Annotated in this window: 8 protein-coding genes and 3 tRNA genes; 4 read left to right on the forward strand and 7 right to left on the reverse strand. The window is 72.5% G+C overall.

The window, feature by feature from the left end; translation table 11 throughout:
• Window positions 1-47: 47 nt before the first annotated feature.
• The 5 genes from ABZ861_RS18425 to ABZ861_RS18445 all read right to left on the reverse strand — a co-directional run bounded on the left by ABZ861_RS18425 (window position 48) and on the right by ABZ861_RS18445 (window position 4,855).
• A complete protein-coding gene (locus ABZ861_RS18425) occupies window positions 48-509 on the reverse strand; it encodes an RDD family protein (protein ID WP_361631264.1) in 462 nt (153 codons plus the stop codon).
• 292 nt (window positions 510-801) lie between these two features.
• Window positions 802-3,399, reverse strand: a complete 2,598-nt coding sequence (rph, locus tag ABZ861_RS18430) for a rifamycin-inactivating phosphotransferase (protein ID WP_361631266.1) — start codon at window positions 3,397-3,399, stop codon at window positions 802-804.
• A gap of 942 nt (window positions 3,400-4,341) precedes the next feature.
• A tRNA-Ile gene (locus ABZ861_RS18435) sits at window positions 4,342-4,415 on the reverse strand.
• A gap of 289 nt (window positions 4,416-4,704) precedes the next feature.
• A tRNA-Asn gene (locus tag ABZ861_RS18440) sits at window positions 4,705-4,777 on the reverse strand.
• A 5-nt stretch (window positions 4,778-4,782) separates the two neighbouring features.
• Window positions 4,783-4,855 (reverse strand) — tRNA-Asn (locus tag ABZ861_RS18445).
• 143 nt (window positions 4,856-4,998) lie between these two features.
• Here ABZ861_RS18445 and ABZ861_RS18450 point away from each other — a divergent pair.
• From ABZ861_RS18450 to ABZ861_RS18465, 4 genes are all read left to right on the forward strand, one after another.
• Window positions 4,999-5,304 (forward strand): YtxH domain-containing protein, encoded by a 306-nt coding sequence (locus ABZ861_RS18450; protein ID WP_361631493.1) that lies wholly within the window; start codon window positions 4,999-5,001, stop codon window positions 5,302-5,304.
• 704 nt (window positions 5,305-6,008) lie between these two features.
• Window positions 6,009-7,463 (forward strand): FGGY family carbohydrate kinase, encoded by a 1,455-nt coding sequence (locus ABZ861_RS18455; RefSeq protein ID WP_361631268.1) that lies wholly within the window; start codon window positions 6,009-6,011, stop codon window positions 7,461-7,463.
• Window positions 7,464-7,947: 484 nt separating this feature from the next.
• Window positions 7,948-9,681, forward strand: coding sequence for an ABC transporter ATP-binding protein (locus ABZ861_RS18460; RefSeq protein ID WP_361631270.1), 1,734 nt, complete (start codon window positions 7,948-7,950; stop codon window positions 9,679-9,681).
• A complete protein-coding gene (locus ABZ861_RS18465) occupies window positions 9,681-11,609 on the forward strand; it encodes an ABC transporter ATP-binding protein (protein ID WP_361631272.1) in 1,929 nt (642 codons plus the stop codon). The genes ABZ861_RS18460 and ABZ861_RS18465 overlap by 1 nt, the downstream gene beginning before the upstream one ends.
• A 91-nt stretch (window positions 11,610-11,700) precedes the next feature.
• Here the strand turns inward: ABZ861_RS18465 and ABZ861_RS18470 are convergent, their stop codons facing one another.
• Together ABZ861_RS18470 and dnaG are read right to left on the reverse strand one after the other, a co-directional pair.
• Entirely contained in the window at window positions 11,701-12,984 is a 1,284-nt protein-coding gene (locus ABZ861_RS18470) for an RNA polymerase sigma factor (protein WP_361631274.1), read from the reverse strand.
• A 293-nt stretch (window positions 12,985-13,277) separates the two neighbouring features.
• Window positions 13,278-15,194, reverse strand: a complete 1,917-nt coding sequence (gene dnaG / locus ABZ861_RS18475; RefSeq protein WP_361631276.1) for a DNA primase — start codon at window positions 15,192-15,194, stop codon at window positions 13,278-13,280.
• Between the last annotated feature and the right edge of the window lie 73 nt (window positions 15,195-15,267).

Below are 15,267 nucleotides of genomic sequence, written 5' to 3' on the forward strand. Positions count from 1 at the left end.
ACGTCAAATATGACGTTCCATCAGTTAAGACGCCTCGGACGACCGGGTCACTCAGCGCTCCCCACCGCTCGTGCGGGCCACCGCACGACGACCGTGCGCGCCGCCCGGTCGTACTTGCTCTGGTGGTACGAGCCCCAGTTCTTCGACATCTGCGCCAACCCGATCGCCGCGACCAGGAGGTTGAGGACCGGGAGCGAGAGAAAGGCGCCCATGTCGAACTCCCTGATGAACGCGTCCTTCCAGGACGGCGGGAGCGTCCCGTCCGACCACAGCCGGACGACCCGCAGCCCGAACAGCCGCTTCCCCACGGTCGTCCCCCACCAGTGCACCAGAGGAACGAAGTAGACCAGGCCCCCGGCGGCGAACCCCACCGGAACCGCCAACAACAACGCCACCCCGTCAGTTGACGCGGCCGCCGCCATGAAGCCGAAGAGCGCGAACACGGACGCGATCACGGTGTCCACGAGCCGCGCCGCGACCCGCCGCCCGCAGGACGCGAGCACCAGCACAGGACCACCGCTCGTCCCCTCCGCTGGCGCACCGTCGAGGACGTACTCCACGGAAGCCCCGTCGGGTCTCGCCCCGCGCAACGGATCCATCCCAGCGAGATACTCGCGGCGCCACGCAGGCCCCATGGCTCGGGCGACCATCGGAGCAACCGCCTCCACGCCCTCACGCTGCACCGCTGACTCACTGTTCATTCGCATCCCCATGCTCCGAAGAAGACCGGCCGACATGACCAGGGACATGGCAACTTAGACGAACTCCCGGTAGATGCCCAGTTCAGGTGGAGGGGGTCGGTCAGGCGAGGATCTCGACGTACCCCTCCGTCCCGTGCACGCGGATCCGCTGACCGTCGCGGATCAGCCGGGTGGCGTGCTCCGTGCCGACGACGGCCGGCAGGCCGTACTCGCGGGCGATCACCGCGCCGTGGGTCATCAGGCCGCCCACCTCGGTGACCAGGCCCGCGACGCCGACGAACAGCGGCGACCAGCTCGGGTCCGTGTAGGTCGTGACCAGGATGTCGCCCGCCTCGAGAGCGGCCCCGGCCATGTCGAGGACGACGCGTGCCCGGCCCTCGACGGTCCCGCCGGAGACCGGCAGGCCGACCAGGGCGCCGGGCGGCACGTCCTCGCGCCGGTAGGCCCCGGCGACCGCCTCGCCGTCCGAGGTGAGGACCCGGGGCGGGGTGAGCGCGCGGTACGACTGGAACGCCTCCTTGCGCCGCTGGACGAGCCGGTCGTCCACCTCGTTCGCGCGCACGGCGTCGTGGAACTCCTGGAACGTGAGGTAGAAGACGTCCTCCTTCTCCGGCAGCACGCCTGCGCGCACGAGGCGCTCGGCCTCCGCCAACAGGGCCTGCTTGTAGACGAGGTAGCGAGTGACGATGCCGTATTTCGGGTACTCCCGGTACCCGACGAAGGTGCGGACCCGGTCGATCATCCGCTTGGTCTCGTCGGCCTTCCGGTCGCCGTCCGGCAGGGCCCGCAGGCGCGACAGCACGTCCTGTTCCTTCTTCCGCGCCTCCTGCCGTCCTCGCGCGAAGCGCCGCTCGGCCGCGCCGGGCGCGAAGTTCCTGACGTGGTCGAGGATCACCGGGACGAGAGTGCTGGGGCGTTCGCGCCAACGCGGCCTCGTGAGGTCGATCTCGCCGACGCAGCGCATGCCGTACCGGTCGAGGTAGGCGTCGATGGCGTCGCGCGCCGCGGCGCCGCCCGGGAGCTTCGCCAGCTCGTCCAGGAAGTCGTCGCTCTCGACTCCCTGAAGGAACGTCACCACCCGCGGGTGCGGGCGGATCACGTCCGCGACGTCGAGCAGCGCCAGTCCCATCTCCGACGTGACGTTGCCGGGGGCGGACAGCGTGAGCGTGTCGGCGGCGTTCTTCTCGTCCAGCCACGCCAGCAGCTTGTCGTTGAGCCACCACGTGGCCTCCATCCCCGCCATGATCGCCCGCATGCTCAGCGGATCGCTGAGGACCCGCTTGTGCTCCTCGAACGCCTCCAGCAGGAACGCGAACAGCGCCGGTCCGGTCTTCGTGCGGATGCCGCTCCGCAGGGCGGCGACGGACGCCCGGCTGCGCTCGATCAGCGCGGCGACGACCGCCGGATCCGTCGCGATCGGGGCGGGCACGGCGCCCGGCGGCGGTCCGCCGGGTTCCGGGTCCGGGAGCGAGGGGACGAAGCCGTCGCGGTCGAGTACGGTCTCCAGCGCGTCCCTGGTCAGCGGATCGCCCCTCCCCCACGCGTCCAGGAGGGCGGCGCGGCTCGCGGGCGAGGCCAGGCGCCGGGTGACGTCGACGAACAGCCTCCCGCCGGCCTCGTGCATCGGGGCCAGGGCCGTCATCTGCCACACGGAGAGCCCCAGGGGCTTCATGGGGTCGGTCATCATCTGCTGATGGCCCACGGAGAGGTAGACGTGGTTCTCCCGGTCGCCGGTCTCCGGGACGGGGAACAGTGTCGTGATCGGCCGGCTCTGCACGATGTGGAAGCCGTCGTCGGCCAGGCACCATTCGATGTCCTGCGGGCGCCCGAAGTGCGCCTCGATCCGCCGTCCGAGCCGCACGAGGCGTACGACCTGCGCATCCGTCAGCGCCGGCTGCCGCTGCCGCTCCGCGTCGATCGCCACGACGCGCGTACCGCCGTCCGGCGCGGCGCGCACGGCGCGCTGCTTGGCGGCGACCGCCTTGGCGACGACCTCGCCGTGCCGCACTCTGAAGACGTCCGGGTTCACCAGGCCGGAGACCAGCGCCTCGCCGAGGCCGAAGCCCGCGTCGACGGCGGCGACCGTCCGGTCGCCCGTGACGGGGTCGGCCGTGAACAGGACGCCGGCCGCGTGCGGGACGACCATCCGCTGCACGACCACGGCCATGCGGACCGTCCGGTGGTCGATGCCGTTGCGCTGGCGGTAGCTCACGGCCCGCTCGGTGAACAGCGAGGCCCAGCACCGGCTGACGTGCCGGAGGACCGCCGCGGGCCCCACGACGTTCAGGTACGTGTCCTGCTGACCGGCGAAGGAGGCCGTCGGCAGGTCCTCCGCCGTCGCGCTGGATCGCACGGCGTAGCCGGCCTGTTCGCCGAGCCGGGCGAGCGCGCCGGTGATCGCGGCCGCGAGATCGCCGGGGACCGCGATTCCTTCGACGGTCCGGCGGATCTCCGCGCTGAGCGTGCGGATCGCCTCCCGGTCGTCCGGACCGAGGCGCGAGAGCTGATCGAGCCGATCTCCGACTGACGGCGCTTGCGCCATGATCCGCCGGAAGGCGTCCGTCGTCACGCAGAAGCCGGGCGGCACGCGGACGCCCTCGATCCGCGACAGCCCGCCCAGGTGCGCGCCCTTGCCGCCGACGACCGCGCCCTGCGTCTCGTCGACGTCCCGGATATCTCGGATATACGGCCCGCTCATCGCCGTGCCTCCGGGACAGCCGTGCTCCGTCGCACCGCGTCGGCCGATCGCGTCCCCGGCGCCTCCCGCCGTGTCGCACTCCTTGTGGTGCACGTCCTCACCTCTCGTCGCCCTCGCCCTTCCTCCGCCGAGCGGACCGGCCCACTCGGGGCGGGGACCCTCTGGCGGAGGCGAGCACACTCGCGCCTCCGCCCCGAGCGCCCACGCCCGCACCGCCGGTCCTCCGCCACTCTTTCTGCCGTCACCGCGTCACCGCGTCCCCGGTACGTCGACGTCGACGGCGCCACACGTGCACGTCGTCGCCCGTTTCCGCAGGTCGCGGCCTCGGCCGACGATTCTGCGCCCCGACCGGGGCCTTGCCGCAAGCCCCCCGACGCGCTATACCTTGAAAGTGGCGAGGAGCGTGAGCTTCTTGCCTTTTCCTTTCGCCGTCGCGCCTTTTCCTTTCGTCGTCGCGGCACCGTCCCGCTGGCACTGGATCAGATGGTCCGGAGGGACGAGGGACGAGCACGCGGTCCTACGCGTCGTCGGCGCATCCCGGGCAGCCGTCAACTGCGGCCGCGTTCCCGCTGGTCAAGGGCACGGTGCCTCAAGTTCTGGTCAGCGACGCGGCCTTCACAGCCGTGGCGCGGCTCCTCCGGGCTGGGCGCAGTCACCGTGGGGCCAAATGGACTAGGGACAAGACGACGTACCTGTCCACCCGGGGCAAGGGCGGACTGCTCGGACGCGTGGTGAGTCATCCCGTCCGCGACGCCCCATCTGGGTGGCGGGGGCCCGATGCTGGGCCGTGCGGGAGACGTCGGCCGGACTTCGTTAATCGGCCTTGGGCGAAGCTTGACGGAAGTCGCTTCAGCGCCGCGGTGTGGCGTCCGTAGGGCGAACGCCACACCGGTGTTAGCGTGAGGCCGATCTTTTTCGCAGTTTGCGACGATTCTTCTGGTGTGGGGCGGCTGGGACTCGAACCCAGGACCGACGGATTATGAGTCCGCTGCTCTAACCGGCTGAGCTACCGCCCCGTTGCGGCGCGCCGCGTACAAGTGTGCGCGCCGTCTGCCGCAGCATAGCCGCTCATACGATCTCCTGCTTCGCCATGGTCGTCTTCTCCGCGGCCCGCCTGACCTTGAGGACTCCGTGGCGGCCCCGGCGGTTCCGCACCGGCGGGCCGGGGTCGGCGCACGCGGCCCGATCAGCGCCTCCGTCAGGAACGCGGCCGCGAATCCGCCCCGCACCCGGCCCTCGCCGCGCCTTGCGCACACCTGTGGTCCGGGCATGAAAAAGGGCCCCGCAGGGCCCTCGTTCAGCATGCTCCCCCGACTGGACTCGAACCAGTAACCTGCCGGTTAACAGCCGGCTGCTCTGCCAATTGAGCTACGGAGGACCGAGCTCCCCCGACTGGACTCGAACCAGTAACCTGCCGGTTAACAGCCGGCTGCTCTGCCAATTGAGCTACGGAGGAATGCCTCGTCGCATCGAACGCACCTGCCTGGGTATGCGCCAGGGGGCGTGCGCTCGCTGCGACACATACATTAGCGCAAGCAGGGGGGTGCTCCGCCAATCGGTTCCCCCGCTCCGACGTAGAGGCAAGGAAAGGTGGCCACCATGCGCTACCGGCTCGTGTTCATCGCAGGGCTGGCTGTGGGTTACGTACTGGGCTCCAAGGCGGGACGTGAGCGCTACGAGCAGCTCAGGAAGTCCGCGCGTCAGGTGGCGCAGAACCCCGCGGTGCGCAACACCGCGGAGACGGCGGCGCAGCAGGGCCGTCAGTTCGCGGGCAAGGCCGTCCACGCGGTGAGCGAGAAGGTCGGCGACCGGATGCCGGACTCGGTGGCCCAGCGCGTGCGCGCGCTGCGCGAGCGCCGGACGAACGGCGGCGGCCCGGACGACTGGGGCACCGGCCCGCGGTAATCCGGAACCGGGGCATCGGCCCCGGTAGCCGGACGCCACGCCGGTACGCCGTTCGCTGCGCTGCCTTCGCCGTGCCGCTCGCGGCACACCGGGAAGACCGCACGCGGTGCCGCGCAGGCCGCATCCGACACCGCACCCGGCACCGCTTCGGCCGCTCGCGGCGATCCACGGATCGCTCCGGGCGGCCGTCCGCTGTTCTCGGACGGCCCGTCCGCCGTTCCAGGCAGCCCGCCAGTCGCTCCTTCCGCCGCTCCAGGCAGCCCGTCAACCGCTCCATCAGCACCTCCGGGCAACCCGCCAGTCGCTCCTTCCGCCGCTCCAGGCAGCTCGCCAACCGCTCCGGCAGCCCCTCCGGCAGCCCGTCAACCGCTCCATCAGCCGCTCCGGGCTACCCGTCAACCGCTCCGGCCGCTCCCAGTCGGCCCCACGCCGCCCCCGGCGACGTCCACGCCTACCCCTTGGCGACGCCCACGCCTACCCCCTGGCGACACCCACGCCCTGTCCCCAGCGGCGCCCACGCCCTACCCCCAGCGACACCCACGCCTCACCCCCGGCGACACCCACGCCCTAACCCCCAGCGACCCCCGCGCCCCGCCCCGCCCGGCCCTCGGATCCGGCCGCGATCCAGTCCCCGCCACCCGCTTGCCACGCCATGCGCGGAGACCCTGCACGCCCACCCCGTGGCGTGCGGCAGAATTTCGGCCATGGGGATAGTCGCCGGGTTGGACAGCTCACCTGATTTCACTCGCATCGTGGTCTGCGACACGGACAGCGGAGCCGTGCTCCGGCAGGGGTACGCGCCACATCCGGTGGACGGCCCCGAGGGCGGCGGCCGGCCCGCCGACGTCGATCCGCAGGCGTGGCTGCTTTCGCTCGGGGAGGCCGCGGGCGGCGGGCTGCTGGAGGGCGTGCAGGCCATCGGCGTCTCCGCCCAGCAGAACGCGCTGGTCCCGCTGGACGCCCAGGGCGCCACCGTCCGGCCCGCGCTGGTCGGCGGGGACCGGCGGGCCCAGGCCGCCGCGGCCGATCTGATCGACGCGCTCGGCGGCCGGGAGGCGTGGGCGCAGGCGGTCGGCTGCGTGCCGCAGGCCGCTCAGCCGGTGACCAAGCTGCGCTGGCTCGCGAAGAACGAGCCCGACGCCGCCCGGCGCGTCTCCCTGCTGCTCCAGGCGCACGACTGGCTGGTGTGGCAGTTGCTCGGCCGTCCGGTGCGCCGGACCACCGACCGGGGCGGCGCCTCCGGCACCGGCTACTGGTCGGCGGCGACCGGCGCCTACCGGCCCGACCTCGTCGAACTGGCCCTCGGGCGGCAAGCCGTGCTGCCCGAGGTGATCGGCCCGGCGGAGGCGGCCGGCACGACGCCGGAGGGGCTGCTGATCTCCGCCGGCACCGGCGAGACGATGGCCGCCGCCTTCGGCCTCGGCATCGGCCTGGGGGACGCGGTGGTCTCGCTGGGCGCCTCCGGTTCGGTGATGGCCGTCCATCCCGAGGCGCTGGTGGACCAGAGCGGGATGATCACCTCGCTCGCCGACGCCACCGGCATGCACCTGCCGGTGGTCACCACGCTGAACGCGGTCCGGGCGCTGCGCGGCGCCGCCGAGCTGCTGGGCCAGCCCGACCTGGAGAGCCTGTCGGACCTGGCGATGAAGTCCACGCCGGGCGCGCACGGGCTGGTGCTGCTGCCCTATCTGGAGGGCGAGCGGACGCCGAACCTGCCGCACACCGCCGGGACGCTGGCCGGGCTGCGGCGCGAGTCGATGAGGCCGGAGCACCTGGCGCGGGCCGCGTTCGAGGGCATGCTGTGCGGGCTCGCGGACGCGCTGGACGTGCTGCGCGGGCGGGGCGTGGAGGTGCGGCGGATCTTCCTGCTGGGGGCGGCGGCCGGGCTTCCGGCCGTACGGGCGGCGGCGCCCGCGCTGTTCGGCGCGCAGGTCGTCGTGCCGCAGCCCGCGGACTACGCCGCGATCGGCGCCGCCCGGCAGGCCGCCTGGGCGCTCGGCGCCTCCCAGGGCGGCCTCGACCCGCGCAACCCGCCGGCCTGGCAGGGCGCGGCGGCCCAGGTGCTGGAGCCGGGCGAGGAACTGGCGGTGGGCCAGGCGGTACGCCAGCAGTACGCGGCGGTACGCGAACAGGCGCATCCCGGGGCGTTCTCCGGATGACGCGGGCTGGACGCCGCACGACCCGCACGACCGGCGCGACCCGCACGGCCGGGAACCCGAGCCGGACCCGACGGGTTCGCGGCCCCCGAAGCCGTGAGGCCACAGTCCCCCGGCCCTGATGTCCCGCCCCAGAGCCGTAAGGTCACAGCTTCCGGGCCCCGATGTCGCGCCTCCGGGACGCGAGGTCACAGCCCCCGGCCCCTGCTGGCGCGCCCCCGGCCGTAAGGCCACAGCCCCTTCGGCGGCAGGCCCTCCGTCCCGAGGTCGCGGCCCCTGGGCGGGAAGCCCTGCGTCCCTACGTCCCGCCGCCTCGGCGGCAGATCCGCCGTCCACCGCCTGACAGCGCCCGTCGGTCGGCGGACGTCGGACATCTGTCGGCAGGCGGCGATACGGTAAACCCGTTGGGGTAACACAGGCAGCGTGTCGGACGATAGGGGCCAGGGGACAGCGACGCCTTCCCCCACCGCCGACCGAGAGACCCAGCGTGCTCATAAGACTCCTGCGGACCTGTCTCAGGCCCTACAAGAAACCCATAGTCCTACTGGTGCTCCTGCAACTCCTGCAGACCTGCGCCACGCTCTACCTGCCCACCCTGAACGCCCACATCATCGACCAGGGCGTGGTGAAGGGCGACACGGACTACATCCTGACGTTCGGCGCCGTGATGATCGGCATCTCGCTGGTGCAGGTGGTGTGCAACATCGGCGCCGTGTACTTCGGCGCCCGGACCGCCTCCGCGCTCGGCCGGGACGTGCGGGCCGCCGTCTTCGACCGGGTGCAGTCCTTCTCGGCGCGCGAGGTCGGCCAGTTCGGGGCGCCCTCGCTCATCACGCGGACCACGAACGACGTCCAGCAGGTCCAGATGCTGGTCCTGATGACCTTCACCCTGATGGTGTCGGCGCCGATCATGTGCGTGGGCGGGGTGGTCCTGGCCCTCGGCCTGGACGTGCCGCTGTCCGGGGTGCTGGTCGCCGTCGTGCCGGTGCTCGGCGTCTGCGTGACGCTGATCGTGCGCCGCCTGCGGCCGCTGTTCCGGTCCATGCAGGGGCGCCTCGACACGGTGAACCGGGTGCTGCGCGAGCAGATCAGCGGCAACCGCGTGATCCGCGCCTTCGTCCGCGACGAGTACGAGGAGCGGCGCTTCCGCGAGGCCAACGGGGACCTGACCGACATGGCCCTGGCCACCGGCCGGCTGCTGGCGCTGATGTTCCCGATCGTGATGACGGTGGTGAACGTGTCCTCCATCGCGGTGGTGTGGTTCGGCGCCCACCGCATCGACAGCGGCGGGATGCAGATCGGCGACCTGACGGCGTTCCTCGCGTATCTGATGCAGATCGTGATGTCCGTGATGATGGCCACGTTCATGTTCATGATGGTGCCGCGCGCCGAGGTGTGCGCCGAGCGCATCCAGGAGGTGCTGGGCACCGAGTCCAGCGTCGTCCCGCCGCTCGCGCCCGTCGTCGAGCTGCCCAGCCACGGACGGCTGGAGCTGCGCCGGGCGGGTTTCCGCTATCCGGGCGCCGAGGAGCCGGTGCTGCGCACCGTGGACCTCGCGGCCCGTCCCGGCGAGGTGACCGCCGTGATCGGCTCCACCGGCAGCGGCAAGTCCACCCTGCTCGGGCTGGTCGCCCGGCTGTTCGACGCGACCGACGGCGAGATCCTCGTCGACGGCGTGGACGTAAGGACCCTGGACCCGGTGCTGCTGGCCCGCACGGTCGGCATGGTCCCGCAGAAGCCGTACCTGTTCGCCGGGACGGTCGCGACGAACCTGCGCTACGGCAACCCGGACGCCACCGACGAGGAGCTGTGGCACGCGCTGGAGGTGGCGCAGGCCGCGGGCTTCGTGCGGGAGCTGGACGGCGGCCTGGACGCGTCGATCGCCCAGGGCGGCGCCAATGTGTCCGGCGGGCAGCGCCAGCGCCTGGCCATCGCCCGCACGCTGGTGCAGCGGCCGGAGATCTATCTCTTCGACGACTCCTTCTCCGCCCTCGACTACGCCACCGACGCCGCCCTGCGCGCGGCGCTGGCCCGGGAGACCGCCGAGGCGACCGTCGTCATCGTCGCCCAGCGGGTGGCGACCATCCGGGACGCGGACCGGATCGTCGTCCTGGACGAGGGGCGCGTCGTCGGCACGGGCGCCCACCACGAGCTGATGGCGGACAACGAGACCTACCGGGAGATCGTGCTCTCCCAGCTCACGGAAGCGGAGGCTGCCTGATGGCCGGGCCCATGGGGCGCATGATGTCCGGGGGCGGGCCCGACAACCGCTCGATGGACTTCAAGAAGTCGGGCAGGCGGCTCCTCGCCCGGTTCGGGCCCGAGCGGGTCACGATCTACACGCTGGTGCTGTGCGTGGTGGCGAGCGTCACGCTCAGCGTGCTCGGGCCGAAGATCCTCGGCAAGGCCACCGACCTGATCTTCGCCGGTCTCATCGGACGCAGGACGCCGGCCGGGGCTAGTCGGCAGCAGGTCCTTACGTCGCTGCGCGCGCACGGCAAGGGCGCGGTCGCCGACGTGCTGCGGGGCACGGACTTCACCCCCGGCAAGGGCATCGACTTCACCGCCGTCGGCCACGTCCTGCTGCTCGCGCTCGGCACGTTCCTGGCGGCCGGTCTGCTGATGGCGGTCGCCACCCGGCTGGTGAACCGGTCGGTGAACCGGACCATGTTCCGGATGCGCGAGGACGTGCAGACGAAGCTGTCGCGGCTGCCGCTGTCGTACTTCGACCAGCGCCGGCGCGGCGAGGTGCTCTCCCGCGCCACCAACGACATCGACAACATCGGGCAGACGCTCCAGCAGTCGATGGGCCAGCTCATCAACTCGGTGCTGACCATCGTCGGCGTGCTGATCGTGATGTTCTACGTCTCCTGGATCCTGGCGCTGGCGGCGCTGGTGACCGTGCCGCTGTCGTTCCTGGTGGCGACCCGGGTGGGCAAGCGGTCGCAGCCGCACTTCGTGCAGCAGTGGCGCACCACGGGCGCGCTCAACGCGCACATCGAGGAGATGTACACCGGGCACACCCTGGTGAAGGTGTTCGGCCGGCAGCAGGAGTCCGCCCGGCAGTTCGCCGAGCAGAACGACGCGCTGTACGAGGCCGGGTTCAAGGCGCAGTTCAACAGCGGGATCATGCAGCCGCTGATGATGTGCGTGTCGAACCTGAACTACGTGCTGGTGGCGGTCGTCGGCGGGCTGCGGGTCGCCTCCGGCGCGCTGTCCATCGGCGACGTGCAGGCGTTCATCCAGTACTCGCGGCAGTTCTCGATGCCGCTGACCCAGGTGGCCTCGATGGCGAACCTGGTGCAGTCCGGCGTCGCCTCCGCCGAGCGGGTCTTCGAACTGCTGGACGCCCCGGAGCAGGAGGCGGACCCCTCGCCGGGCCTGCGGCCGGACGAGCTGCGCGGACGGGTCGCGCTGGAGCACGTGTCGTTCCGCTACGACCCGGACAAGCCGCTCATCGACGATCTGTCGCTCGCGGTCGAGCCCGGTCACAAGGTCGCGATCGTCGGCCCGACGGGCGCGGGCAAGACCACGCTGGTCAACCTGCTGATGCGGTTCTACGAGGTCACCGGCGGGCGCATCACGCTGGACGGCGTGGACGTCGCGCGCATGTCGCGCGACGAGCTGCGCTCCGGGATCGGCATGGTGCTCCAGGACACCTGGCTGTTCGGCGGCACGATCGCGGAGAACATCGCCTACGGCGCCTCCCGGGAGGTCGCCCGCGGGGAGATCGAGGAGGCGGCGCGGGCCGCGCACGCCGACCGGTTCGTGCGCACGCTGCCCGACGGCTATGACACGGTGATCGACGACGACGGCGCCGGGGTCAGCGCGGGCGAGAAGCAGCTCATCACCATCGCGCGGGCGTTCCTGTCCGACCCGGTGATCCTCGTCCTGGACGAGGCGACCAGTTCGGTGGACACCCGCACCGAGGTGCTGATCCAGAAGGCGATGGCCAAGCTCCAGCACGGCCGGACGTCGTTCGTCATCGCGCACCGGCTCTCCACGATCCGGGACGCGGACACCATCCTGGTGATGGAGAACGGCGCCATCGTCGAGCAGGGCGCCCACGACGAGCTGCTGGAGGCCGACGGGGCCTACGCGCGGCTGTACAAGGCGCAGTTCGCGCAGGCGGTGGCCGAGGTCGACTGACCCGCCGGCCGCGCCGTAAGGGGCGGCCGCCGCGGCGCGCTCAGGAGGGCCGTCCGTTCCCGGTGCGCCGGGGCGGGCGGCCCTCGGCGCGTCAGTCCAGGTAGCCGCGGAGCTGGTCGGCGAAGGCGTGGTCGCGCAGCTTGTTGAGGGTCTTGGACTCGATCTGCCGGATCCGCTCGCGGGTCACGCCGAACAGCCGCCCTATCTCCTCCAGGGTGCGCGGGCGCCCGTCGTCGAGCCCGTAGCGGAGCTGCACCACCTTGCGCTCCCGCTCCCCCAGCGTGGACAGCACCGCCTCCAGGTGCTCGCGCAGCAGCAGGAACGCCGCCGACTCCACGGGACTGGCCGCATCGCCGTCCTCGATGAGGTCGCCGAGGGCGACGTCGTCCTCCTCGCCGACCGGGGCGTGCAGCGAGACCGGCTCCTGGGCCAGGCGCAGCACCTCGCCGACGCGCTCGGGCGCGAGGTCGAGCTGGGCGGCGACCTCGGCGGCGCTGGGCTCGTGGCCCTGCTCCTGGAGCAGCCGCCGCTGCACCCGCACCACCCGGTTGATCAGCTCCACGACGTGCACCGGCACGCGGATGGTGCGGGCCTGGTCGGCCAGGGCGCGGGACATGGCCTGGCGGATCCACCAGGTGGCGTAGGTGGAGAACTTGTAGCCGCGGGCGTAGTCGAACTTCTCGACGGCCCGGATCAGGCCCAGGTTGCCCTCCTGGACGAGGTCGAGCATGGTCAGGCCGCGGCCGACGTACCGCTTGGCCACGGACACCACCAGCCGCAGGTTGGCCTCGATCAGCCGGCGCTTGGCCACCCGGCCCAGGACCACCAGCCGGTCCAGGTCGCCGGCCAGGCTGCTGTCCAGGTCGGGCGTGGTGCCCAGCTTCTCCTCGGCGAACAGGCCCGCCTCGACCCGCCGGGCCAAGTCGACCTCCTCGGCGGCGGTGAGCAGCGCGATCCGGCCGATCTCGCGCAGGTACTGCCGGAACAGGTCGGAGGAGGGGCCGCCGCTCTCGGTACGGGCGGGCGCCGCGGGCCCGGCCGCTCCGGCCCGTCCGGCCGCTTCGGCCAGTCCGGTCGGCCCGGACGCCTCGCCGGGGCCGTCGGGTTCTTCCCCGCTCTCGGGGTCTTCCGCGCTCCCGGGGCCGTCCGCGCTGTCGGGGCTCCCCGTGGCGTCGGGAGCGTCGGGGGCGTCGGGGCTCTGGGCGCCGTCCGCGCTCTCGGGGTCGTCCTGCTGCGGCGCGTCGGTCGGGGGGGCCTCCGGCTCGGACGCCGGCCCGGCCTCGGGGTGGTGCGCTGCCCGGTCCTGCGGAGGGACGGCCGCGGAGAGGGCGCGGCCGGGGGGGATCTCGGTCTGGCTGAGCGTCCGGGTCTGCACGGGGGGCGACCTCCAGGATGATCGCTGCTGAACGCGCGGCAGCGGTACTCGGGGGACGGATCCGGCGGCCTCCCCGCCGTCCGTCCCGTACGCGATGACCGGATCGCGGGGGTGGGGGACCCGTGGGGGGACGGATCGGCCGCGTTCCGAGGACTCAGGCACCGCCCCCAGTGTGGCGTACGACACAACACGGCCACGAGGGTCGTGCGGCGACTTTCTGAGTCCGCACCGTGACCGGACGATTACGCGGCTCGCCTGCTTCCCGGGCGGCGGTCACATCCCCCGGCGGCCGGTCACAGCGCGCCCGCGCCCCGCTCCCGCAGCGCTTGGTCGTACTGCTGGAGGATCCACAACTCGTTCTGCACCGAGGCCAGTTGGGCCGGGTCGCCGCCTGCGGCCAGGCGGGTGAGGGTGCTCTGGACGTCGCGGATGCGGCGTTCGACGGCGCGGCGGCGGACGGTGACGAGCTGGGCGCCCGCGTACGCCTCGTCGACCTCCCGGCGGAGCAGGATCGCCTCGACCGCGAGTTCGGTGACCATCGCGCGGACCGCGTCGTCGGGTGCGGCCTCACGGACCCGGACCAGGTACTCCTGGGGGTCGGCGACGCCGTCCTCGGCGCCGCCCGCCTCCTGGACGGCCTGGCGCACGGCGGCGTAGGGGGCCGCGGTGAACTCGTCCACGCCGTAGGCGTCGAAGGCCGGGGAGACCAGTTCGGGGCGCTGGAGGGCGAGCTTCAGCAGCTCGCGCTCGGTGGCGTAGACCGGGTTGCGCAGGGTGAGCGCCGGGCCGCGGTGGCCGGCGGGCCCCGCCGCGGCGTACGGCTGCTGCGGGCCGCGCGGCGGCTGGCGGTCGGGTGCCGGGCCCCGGCCGCCGCGCTCGCGCGCCCAGCGGGCCAGTTGGGCCACCCGCTTGACCACGAACTGGGTGTCCAGGATGCCGAGCATTCCGGCGAGCTGCACGGCGACCTCGTGCTGGGCGCCGCTGTTCTTGATCCGGGCGACCACGGGCGCCGCCTCGTCCAGGGCGGCGGCGCGGCCCGCCGGGGTGTTCAGGTCGTAGCGGGCGACGATCTGGCGGAGCGCGAACTCGAAGAGCGGGGTGCGCGGCTCGGTCAGGTCGGCCACGGCCTCGTCGCCCTTAGCCAGCCGCAGCTCGCAGGGGTCCATGCCGTCGGGGGCGATGGCGATGTAGGTCTCGGCGGCGAACTTCTGGTCGTCCTCGAAGGCCCGCAGCGCGGCCTTCTGACCGGCCGCGTCGCCGTCGAAGGTGAAGATCACCCGGGCCGAGCCGTTGTCCATCAGCAGCCGGCGCAGGATCTTGATGTGCTCGCCGCCGAAAGCCGTGCCGCAGGTCGCGATGGCGGTGGTCACGCCCGCCAGGTGGCAGGCCATGACGTCGGTGTAGCCCTCGACGACGACCGCGCGGGAGACCTTGGCGATCTCCTTCTTGGCCAGGTCGATGCCGTACAGCACCTGGGACTTGCGGTAGATCGGCGTCTCGGGGGTGTTGAGGTACTTCGGGCCGTTGTCCGCTTCGTACAGCTTGCGGGCGCCGAAGCCCACCACCTCGCCGCCGATGTCGCGGATCGGCCACATCAGCCGGCCGCGGAAGCGGTCGATGGGGCCGCGCCGGCCCTCCTGGGCGAGACCGGAGAGGACCAGCTCCTTGTCGCTGAAGCCCTTGCCGCGCAGGAAGCGGGTGAGGTGGTCCCAGCCCTGCGGGCTGTAGCCGACGCCGAAGTGCACCGCGGCGCCGTGGTCGAAGCCGCGCTCGGCGAGGAAGACCCGGCCCGTCTCGGCCTCGGCGGACTGCGCGAGCTGTTCGGCGTACCAGTCGGCGGCCAGCTTGTGCGCCTCCACCAGGCGGATGCGCTCGCCGCGCTGGTGGGAGGGGTTGTACCCGCCCTCCTCGTAGCGCAGGGTGATGCCGGCCTGGGCGGCCAGGCGCTCGACGACCTCCGAAAAGGAGAGGTGGTCGATCTTCATCACGAACGTGATGGTGTCGCCGCCCTCTTGGCAGCCGAAGCAGTGGAAGAGTCCCTTGCTCGGGCTGACCTGGAAGGACGGGGACTTCTCGTCGTGGAACGGGCACAGCCCCTTCAGGTTGCCGCCGCCCGCGTTGCGTAGCTGGAGGTACTCGGACACCACGGCGTCGATCGGGACCGCGTCCCGTACCGCCTTCACGTCCTCGTCGTTGATCCGTCCTGCCACGAGGCGATTCTACGGGGCCCCGCCGACAGTCCGGGAGCCGTCGCCGCGGCGGGCGCCCGCGACCGGGGCGGTC

Source organism: Streptomyces sp. NPDC046985, assembly GCF_040644415.1.
Taxonomy (GTDB): Bacteria; Actinomycetota; Actinomycetes; order Streptomycetales; family Streptomycetaceae; genus Streptomyces.

Bases quoted from the DNA above. Each gene is read 5' to 3' on its own strand.
- rph (WP_361631266.1), bottom strand. From the start codon at position 3,399: ATGAGCGGGCCGTATATCCGAGATATCCGGGACGTCGACGAGACGCAG.
- ABZ861_RS18450 (WP_361631493.1), top strand. From the start codon at position 4,999: ATGCGCTACCGGCTCGTGTTCATCGCAGGGCTGGCTGTGGGTTACGTA.
- ABZ861_RS18455 (WP_361631268.1), top strand. From the start codon at position 6,009: ATGGGGATAGTCGCCGGGTTGGACAGCTCACCTGATTTCACTCGCATC.
- ABZ861_RS18465 (WP_361631272.1), top strand. From the start codon at position 9,681: ATGGCCGGGCCCATGGGGCGCATGATGTCCGGGGGCGGGCCCGACAAC.